The organism is Nitratifractor sp. (assembly GCF_015487065.1).
GTDB lineage: Bacteria > Campylobacterota > Campylobacteria > Campylobacterales > Sulfurovaceae > Nitratifractor.
In genome coordinates this window covers 1-7,177 of record NZ_WFQN01000094.1, presented here as the reverse complement: position 1 = coordinate 7,177, position 7,177 = coordinate 1, and the positions used below count along the sequence as shown (strand labels likewise).

Below are 7,177 nucleotides of genomic sequence, written 5' to 3'. Positions count from 1 at the left end.
GTAGCCCTTTCGGTGTAAAGTCCTGTTGACAGCGTTGTCAAGCGAAGCCTCGTATTTGCCGCCCCAGCCGTTGAAAACGAAGTCAAGCAGGAGCGGTTTCCTGTCCTCTTCGGCACTCAAGGGGCCGTAATCCCGGGTCCAGGTATCGTTGTAGTCCGTTTCGATGAAGGTCAGGTTGTGTTTGGAGCAGAAGAGATCGGAGATTGCCGCTTTGTCGCGGCAGAGGAGATAGACACCCTGGGAGTAGGCGATTGCCTGGGCGATCCTTACAAAAGGCGCGTAGGATTTTTGCAGATCTCCCGCTTTCACCCAGTCGGTCTCTTCATGGGGAAAGGCCAGCAATACCGCTTTTTGAGCCTCCCACTCCGCTTTGAGTCTAAGCATGGGAGAGTCCCATGCTTAGACTCAGGTGAATGGTGAATGGTGAATGGTGAATTGCAGGTGATTTTGGTTTGTATTTCTGCATCGGTTTTTCCCATATCAAATTTTCAAAGAGGGGCCTGGCTCCGTTCAAACGACTAACGACTAGAGACCTGAGGGCCGTAGGCCCGTGCTACCGACTGATTAGTCCAGATCGCACTTGTCACTGCAACGCCCCTCATTGCTCTCTTTGATTGCTTTTCGGAACTCTTTGATGAGAAAATAGAGCACGACAAGCGTCAGGATGCCGGCGGCGACTTTTCCCAGGGTCATCCACCAAAACGACGGGCTTTCATCTGTGGGCATAAACATGCAAATCTCCTTCTTCCTATGGGTATAATATCTTTATGGCAACGATACGATTGGACCGGAAAAACTTTTATCACAATCTTAGCCAATTGGCTCTGAAAGCCGGCGGCAAAGAGCGCCTCGCCGTGGTCCTGAAGGACAACGCCTACGGTCACGGTTTGGAGACGATGGCCCAAATGGCCCACGACTACGGGATCCGGGAGGCGGTGGTGATCTCCAACGAGGAGGCGGAGAGGATCCGGGAGCTTTTCGACAATGTTCTGGTACTGGGCGATACCCCCAGGGTCGACGAAAAACTCTCCTACACGGTCTCTTCGACGGAGCTGCTGGAAGAGCTGGATCCGCAGGTGAAGCTGGAACTCAAAGTCGATACCGGGATGCATCGCAACGGGATTATGCTTTCCGAGCTGGAAACAGCGCTCTCGATCATCAAGCGGCGGGGACTTCACCTTTTCGGTGTGATGACCCACTACCGCAGCGCTGATGAGTTGACAGGCGAGTACTACTGGCAGAAGAAGCGTTTCGAGTCGGTGCGTCGCAAGGTAGGGGAGGCCGGTTTTGCCTCGACACGTTTTCACTCACACAACTCCGCGGGATTGCTGCGAAGCCAAACGTTTGATGAAGCGATTGCCCGGGTGGGGATCGCCATCTACGGCTACAACCCTCTGCCCAAAGGCTTTGACGAAGTGGAGCTGCGACCGGTGCTTTCCCTCTGGGTCCGCCGGGCATCGACCCGCCGGCTTCGGCCCGGTGAGCGGGTGGGATATGGCGGAGTCTTCATCGCGCCGGAGGAGATGAGGGTCTCGACCTACGATCTGGGATACGGTGACGGCTGGCCCCGGGGCGATGCCGAGCGACCCTATCGCACCGCGGAGGGATTACCGATTCTGGGGCGCGTCTCCATGGACTTCCTCTCTCTGGAAGGGGATCGTGAGGAGGTCTGCATCATGGAAGACGCCCAGCGGGCAGCCGAACACTTCGCCACCATCCCCTACGAGATGACCACCGCCCTGATGCCGACAATTCCCCGAGTGATAAAGGAGTAAATATGTTGCAGAAGCGATCGATCTTGTCCCATTGGATTCCGGGGGTTGCTGCGGGGGTACTGCTTGCCGCCTGTACCCCCGCTCCCCAGGCTCCCCAACCGGTCTCTCACAGTCTCTATTTGAACAAGAAGTATGTCAAGTTTGTCTTGGACAACGGCGAGAGTTATCGAACCCAGCCTTTGAAAAACGGCAACGTACTTCACTACTGGCGTTCCGATTACGGAGCGCTTCTCAATATCGCCATGGGCCGGGACGACAACTACCCCGACTACTGTGAGATTGCCCTGGAAACCGATCCGAACCGGATCATCCGACGCATTTCTATTATCGAGCCCAGCATGCTCTGCAATGCGGTATTGAAATAGATATTTAACGATTGTATAGAAGATTTTTTTTTGAAGAAAAATGGTGGAGTTGAGGGGAATCGAACCCCTGTCCTGAAACAGCCAGGACCGTGACTCTACATGCTTAGTCGGTGTCGATAGGATCTCGTCCTGCCTCGCTCGACACCCAGAGCCGCGCAGGACCAGCCTGAAGGTTCGCCGGCGGCTTAGGCAGACCGCCGGTATAGCCATCGGTTTGTCGACGCCTCGAACCCGGTTGAGATGGCGTCACCGGTGAGACGGCCCCTAAAAAGGGTTATGACTTACGCAGCAGCGTAAGCGGGGCGATAATCTGTGTTGTTTGCGTTTATTTCGCGTTTGGGCTTGATCACGGAGTGGCCCGCTCCGACATGCACACGGCCCCGACTGCTCCAGTCGAAACCAAGTCAACCCCGTTTATCCAATTGAGGATTGAGAATGGAGAATTGAGAATGATCTATTTCCATCCGGGGCGATAATAGCGTAGAGTCCCAACTCTGTCAAGGGACCTGGGTTGCATTAGAGGGAAATAGAGATTGATAATTTGACTGGCAAAAATTCCTAATTTCCAACGCCTAATTCCTCATTTCCAAAGGATGTTGGAGAGCATTCCGATAGCGAAAAAAGCGAGAATCGCGGCGCTGGTGACAGAGAAGAGGGTGACGATACGTTGGGAGAAGAGATGTTTGGTCTTGTGGATGATCAGGGGCATCAGGGTGATCCAGAGGAGGATGGCGCCAAACAACCCGGCGACGGTCGCCAGGGGGTGGAGGTGCTTGGTGGCGATGTAGGTGGAGACGCTGAGCCAGAAGATGACGGTATAGGGGTTGAGCAGCGTCAGGGTGTAGCCCTTGAGCCAGTTGCCGGGGAGGGAGACCTTTTTGACCTGCTGCAGATGGACCGGTTCGTGGCGGCCCCGGTAGATCAGCCAGGCCAGATAGAGTAGAAAGGCCGATCCCGCCACCCCCATGACCAGGGTGATCGTAGGATCCTCCATGAAGTGAAAAAGGCCGAAAAGGATCAGCACCAGATAGGTGATATCCGCGCTCATGGCCCCGGCGCCCAGGGCCACGGCGGAGCCGTAGTGGCGCAGAGCGTTGCTCATGATGAGCACATTGATGGGCCCCAGGGGGACGGCTGCTCCCAACCCGAGGACAAAACCCTCGACAAAGGACTGGATCATCGGTTCCTCCTGCGAAGTTTTCTACCGTAAAGAATCATCCCCGCTCCGAGCAGGAGAAAGGGAAGGCTGAGCAGCTGCCCTACATTGAGGGGCAGTCCCGTGCTGTAATCGGCCTGGGGGACCTTGACCCACTCCAGCAGGATCCGCCAGGCAAAGACCAGCACCAGGGCCCACCCCGTCAGCATCCAGTCCAGTGCTTGGTCCCGCACCGAACGGTGAAGATAGATCCAAAAAAGGGCGAAGATCAGCAGATAGCCGCCGGCTTCGTAGAGCATCACCGGATGGCGGGGGAGCGCATCGACTCGGGCGAAGACAATCCCCCAGGGAAGCTCGGTGGGCTTGCCCAGAATCTCCGAATTGAAGAAGTTGCCGATTCGGATCAATGCCGCCGCAGGCAGTGCGGCCACGGTAACACGGGAGAGGAGCCAGAGAAAGGGGATCTTCTGCCGTCTGGCTCCCCACCAGAGTCCCAGAATCCCTCCCAGGATCCCGCCGTGGCTGGCGAGGCCGCCTTTCCAAATTTTGAGGATCTCTAGAGGATGGGAGAGGTAGAAATCGGGTTCATAAAAGAGGCAATGCACCAGACGCGCGCCGATGACGACCCCAAGGACTACCGGCAGAAAGATCGGCTCGAGTCGCTCGGGAGCGACCCCCTCGGAGCGAGCCTCTTTGATGACCAGCGTGTAGGATATGAAGATCCCCAGGGCAAAGAGCAGACCGTACCAGTGGATCTGGATCGGACCGAGGTGGAGAAGGATGGGATCGACATTCCAGACAGGATGGGAGCTCATTTTTTTTCTCCTGAAAAAAAAGAGTGAAGAGTGAAGAGTGAGGAGTGAGGAGTGAGGAACCGATTTTTAATTGAGAATTGAGAATGGAGAATGGAGAATTTTGGTAGGCGTTGCGTGGCAACGCTTTGATCAAAAATGGTGAGAGGGCGAGAGGGTGAGAGGGTGGGTAGTATAGATTTTACGATATCTTCCCACCTTCTCACCAGCGCGAAGCGCGATCCTACCTTCTGACCTCTGTTCAAACGACGAAAAGTGCCGTAGGCGCTCCTAATGACCAATGACCAATGACCAATGACTGAACTGTTCACAACTTCATCCCCGGTTGGAGTTTACGGTTGGCGGAGACGGTGATCTCCTCCGGTTCGCAGGTGAGGCTGGCTGCCAGGGCGTCGAGGCCGTAGCGGCCGATCATGGCGGCGTTGTCGGAGCAGAATTCCAGGGGAGCGGTATGGAGCCGTTTGCCGTAGTCGGCACAAAGGACGTCGAAGGCTTTTCGGATGGCCAGGTTGGCACTGGCGCCCCCTACCAGAGCCACGTCGGGGATCGATTCGCGGGCCAGGATCTTGCGGATCTTCTGGCTCAGATGAGTGATGACGGCTCGTTGAAAGGCGGCGGCCAGATCCTGCCGATCCTGTTCACTCATCGCTTCGGGGCCGCCGAGTCTTTCGACGGTGAGGCGTACGGCGTTTTTGAGTCCCGAGAGGCTGAAGGCGATGAGCGGCGAGTTGCGCAGGGGGACCGGAAGCTCGAAACGGTCGGGGTTACCCTCCCTGGCCAGGGCCTCCACGATAGGGCCGCCGGGGTAGCCCAGTCCCATCATCTTGGCCACTTTGTCGTAGCTCTCTCCCACGCTGTCGTCCATGCTCGTAGCCAGCACCTCCATATTTTGCAGTCCCAGCACCCGCAGAACCATCGTGTGCCCGCCGCTGATGAGGATCACCAGCATCGGCAAACGGGTGGGCTTTTCGATGAAGAGGGAGTAGATGTGCCCTTTAAGGTGGTGCACCGGGATCAGGGGGAGTTTTTGGAAGGTGGCAAAGGCTTTGGCCATCATCACCCCTTCGTTGAGGGTGACGGCCAGGCCCGGTTCGTTGGTGACGGCGACGGCGGCGATTTCGTCGAAATATGGTTGGGCACTTTCCAACAGTCTGGGGAGATCCACGGCGTGCAGACGGCTGGCCAGCTCCGGGACCACCCCGCCGTAGCGGGCGTGCTCGATCTCCTGGGAGATCTTTTTGTGCAGGATGAGCTTGCGGGTTTCGATCTCAGTCAGGGCGATGGCGCTGTCGTCGCAGCTGGATTCAATGCTCAGAAGGAGAGACATGGTCGCTCCTTCTGAGCAAATGAGGAATGAGGAATGAAGAATGAGGAATTGCGGTATGCATTGCGATGCAACGCTTTTTTGGATGAATGGTGAATGGTGGATGGTGAATGGTTTTGGTTTGCGTTGCTCTGCAACGCTTTTTTTGACTTGTCGCCAAAGGCGACACTTCTTGCGACGTCACCGAAGGTCCTGGTACTGCCGACTGCCGACTGCCGACTGCCGACTTCCTCCAAACGACAAACGACTGAAGACAAACGACGAAAGCTCGCCATGGGCGCTAATAACTCCTCACGTCTCACTTCTCACTCCTCACTTGTTCAAGGATCCACGGCCATTCTCCGTAACCGCTTTCGGCGTTGATATGGCCGGCGTCGGGCAGGACGGTCAGGGGGATTTGGTAATGGGCGACGATCCGTTCGGCTTCCTCCACGGTGATGTAGGGGTCGTTGTCGCTGACGATGAGCTGAACCTCCTCTGCATAGAGGGACTCGGGCAGGGGGCAGGGGTAGAAGCTGCTGATGGTCTCCAGCTCCGTCTGCAGGCTGGGCATGGCCACGAGAAAGAGCCGCTTGACGGGGGTGAGCTCTTTGCGCTCAGCCAGATGGAACCAGAGGGTATTGGCCAGGGAGTGGCAGACCACCGTATCGGGGCGGAAATCTTCCAGATGGCGTAGCACCTCTTTGCGCCAGCGGTTGAGGTGGGGGTAGTGGGGGTGCTGGATCAGGGGGAAACTCACTGTGCCATAATTTTTGGCCACTTCGCTTGCCAGCCAAGCCTGCCAGTGGGGCCAGTCGGAGCCGCCCCAGCCATGCAATAGTAGGAGCTTCATTGGAAGCTCCTACTATTGCAGTGAAGAGTGAGGAGTGAAGAGTGAAGAGCGGTGGAAGCATCGCTTTCAAATGGTGAATGGTGAATGGTGAATGGTGAATGGTTTCGGTTTGCATTGCTTTGCAATGCTTTTTTTAAACCGTTACCGAAGGTAATCCCATAATTTTTAATTGAATCCTCTGAAAAACTTTCGTCATTCCGGGCTTGACCCGGAATCCAGGGTTTGGAATCCCTATCAAACTGTGGATCCTGAATCGAGTTCAGGATGACGCAAGCGTAACTCTTGGGTTTTTCAGAGAGTTCAATTTGCAAACACATACTCTCTCACCTTTCGGTCCATTGCCATCACTTCCCCTAGGCTTTGGGGTTCCTGATCGCGGAAGTGCTGCCAGGCCTCGAGGATCTTGTCGGCCATGGCGCCAAAGCCGTAGCGGCCGGCCCGGAAGCCTTCCATAGCCGCTTCGTTGGCGGCGTTGAGAACCACGCCGAGGCGGGGATGGGCGAGGAGTTCCTCTTTGAGCTGCCAGAGGGGATAGCGCTCCGTATCGATCTCTTCGAAGGCGATGGGGCCGATTCCCAGCAGATTCACCGGCTCCAGGATCGGCTCGGTGACGGGGCACTCAAGGGCGTAGGCGATGGGGAGCTTCATGTCGACACCCGCCAGATGGGCAGTAGTCGAACCGTCGGCGAACTCCACCAGTGCGTGGACGACGGAGCGGCGTTCGATTACCGCGTCGACGGCGGCGGTGTCGAAGAGCCAGCAGGCTTCGAGGAGTTCGAAGAGTTTGTTGACCATGGAGGCGCTGTCGATGGTGATCTTGTCCCCCATGGACCAGTTGGGGTGGCGCAGGGCCTCGGCATAGGCAGCGCCCCGGATCGCTTCGGGGGAGTGATCCCGCAGGGCTCCGCCGCTT

General features: G+C 56.6%; 8 protein-coding genes, 1 other RNA gene and 1 pseudogene. 2 read left to right on the top strand and 8 right to left on the bottom strand.

What is annotated here, in order from left to right; translation table 11 throughout:
- Positions 1 to 384 (bottom strand): agmatine deiminase family protein (locus F8I07_RS05025; protein WP_292656552.1); only part of this gene is annotated, 384 nt, incomplete at its 3' end.
- Between the two features lie 180 nt (positions 385 to 564).
- Positions 565 to 732: a hypothetical protein gene (locus F8I07_RS05020; RefSeq protein ID WP_292656549.1), complete on the bottom strand. Its 168-nt coding sequence runs from the start codon at positions 730 to 732 to the stop codon at positions 565 to 567.
- Positions 733 to 767: 35 nt separating this feature from the next.
- Here F8I07_RS05020 and F8I07_RS05015 point away from each other — a divergent pair, with 35 nt between their 5' ends.
- Both F8I07_RS05015 and F8I07_RS05010 read left to right on the top strand, forming a co-directional pair.
- A complete protein-coding gene (locus F8I07_RS05015; RefSeq protein WP_292656547.1) occupies positions 768 to 1,775 on the top strand; it encodes an alanine racemase in 1,008 nt (335 codons plus the stop codon).
- Between the two features lie 2 nt (positions 1,776 to 1,777).
- Positions 1,778 to 2,140 (top strand): hypothetical protein, encoded by a 363-nt coding sequence (locus F8I07_RS05010; RefSeq protein ID WP_292656544.1) that lies wholly within the window; start codon positions 1,778 to 1,780, stop codon positions 2,138 to 2,140.
- A gap of 41 nt (positions 2,141 to 2,181) precedes the next feature.
- On the opposite strand, the gene ssrA is transcribed toward F8I07_RS05010, so the two are convergent.
- From ssrA to F8I07_RS04980, 6 genes and pseudogenes are all read right to left on the bottom strand, one after another.
- Positions 2,182 to 2,552, bottom strand: a transfer-messenger RNA (tmRNA) gene (ssrA, locus tag F8I07_RS05005).
- Positions 2,553 to 2,720: 168 nt separating this feature from the next.
- A complete protein-coding gene (locus tag F8I07_RS05000; protein WP_292656542.1) occupies positions 2,721 to 3,320 on the bottom strand; it encodes a LysE family translocator in 600 nt (199 codons plus the stop codon).
- Positions 3,317 to 4,111 carry a prolipoprotein diacylglyceryl transferase gene (gene lgt, locus F8I07_RS04995; protein WP_292656539.1) on the bottom strand — a complete coding sequence of 265 codons (795 nt, stop codon included), beginning with the start codon at positions 4,109 to 4,111 and terminating at the stop codon, positions 3,317 to 3,319. Before lgt ends, F8I07_RS05000 begins: the two co-directional genes overlap by 4 nt.
- 304 nt (positions 4,112 to 4,415) lie before the next feature.
- On the bottom strand, positions 4,416 to 5,435 hold the full coding sequence (gene tsaD, locus F8I07_RS04990; protein WP_292656536.1) for a tRNA (adenosine(37)-N6)-threonylcarbamoyltransferase complex transferase subunit TsaD: 1,020 nt from the start codon (positions 5,433 to 5,435) through the stop codon (positions 4,416 to 4,418).
- Between the two features lie 295 nt (positions 5,436 to 5,730).
- Positions 5,731 to 6,264 carry an alpha/beta hydrolase gene (locus tag F8I07_RS04985; protein WP_292656533.1) on the bottom strand — a complete coding sequence of 178 codons (534 nt, stop codon included), beginning with the start codon at positions 6,262 to 6,264 and terminating at the stop codon, positions 5,731 to 5,733.
- 300 nt (positions 6,265 to 6,564) lie between these two features.
- Positions 6,565 to 7,177, bottom strand: a pseudogene (locus F8I07_RS04980) (1-deoxy-D-xylulose-5-phosphate reductoisomerase); the annotation flags it as partial.

Coding starts and splice junctions, on each gene's coding strand:
- F8I07_RS05020 (WP_292656549.1), bottom strand. CDS start 732: ATGTTTATGCCCACAGATGAAAGCCCGTCGTTTTGGTGGATGACCCTG.
- F8I07_RS05015 (WP_292656547.1), top strand. CDS start 768: ATGGCAACGATACGATTGGACCGGAAAAACTTTTATCACAATCTTAGC.
- F8I07_RS05010 (WP_292656544.1), top strand. CDS start 1,778: ATGTTGCAGAAGCGATCGATCTTGTCCCATTGGATTCCGGGGGTTGCT.
- F8I07_RS05000 (WP_292656542.1), bottom strand. CDS start 3,320: ATGATCCAGTCCTTTGTCGAGGGTTTTGTCCTCGGGTTGGGAGCAGCC.
- lgt (WP_292656539.1), bottom strand. CDS start 4,111: ATGAGCTCCCATCCTGTCTGGAATGTCGATCCCATCCTTCTCCACCTC.
- tsaD (WP_292656536.1), bottom strand. CDS start 5,435: ATGTCTCTCCTTCTGAGCATTGAATCCAGCTGCGACGACAGCGCCATC.
- F8I07_RS04985 (WP_292656533.1), bottom strand. CDS start 6,264: ATGAAGCTCCTACTATTGCATGGCTGGGGCGGCTCCGACTGGCCCCAC.